Here is a 501-nt window from a genome sequence, read left to right as displayed (position 1 = left end):
CACAGCCAGATCCTCGACCCGGTAATCCCTGCCTTCGGTGCTTTTCTTCTGCGCCATCTGGAGCGATTTGAGTTCGGCGCATCGCTTGATGAGGGCGAGGCCAAAGAACATGAAAATGCTGAAGGCAAGCAGCCACTGTGTAATCGGGACTTGCGTTGCTACCGAGCCTGCGAGAACGCGAAAGGTATACAGGAGAGCCAGCATTAGCACGTCAATCAACACATAGTGCTTTAGCGTCCAACTGTACAGTGTGGTGAGAACGATATAACCCAACACCATTGCGGCAAAAGAGTAGGACACAAGGCAGGCCAGAATCAGGGAGGCCAAAAGCAGCATGCCCGCCACCGCAACGCCATGAAGGATGGACAGGCTGGCGCTGGCGAAGGGCCGGTAGCGCTTTCTTGGGTGCTTCCGGTCGCTTTCCAGGTCCCACAGGTCGTTGAAGATATAGGTAGCGGATGCAGCAAATGAAAAACTGACAAAGGCAATCAATACGGCCGT

The 501-nt window shown here is 54.3% G+C and carries 1 protein-coding gene; it reads right to left on the bottom strand.

The features are described 5' to 3' along the window. Nucleotides 1-501 (bottom strand): UbiA family prenyltransferase (locus JK635_RS17715; protein WP_202655276.1); only part of this gene is annotated, 501 nt, incomplete at both ends.

This window comes from Neobacillus paridis (assembly GCF_016765675.1).
GTDB lineage: Bacteria > Bacillota > Bacilli > Bacillales > Cytobacillaceae > Neobacillus > Neobacillus paridis.
Note: the sequence above shows the minus strand (reverse complement) of the source record. Positions and strands in the feature narration are given on the sequence as shown.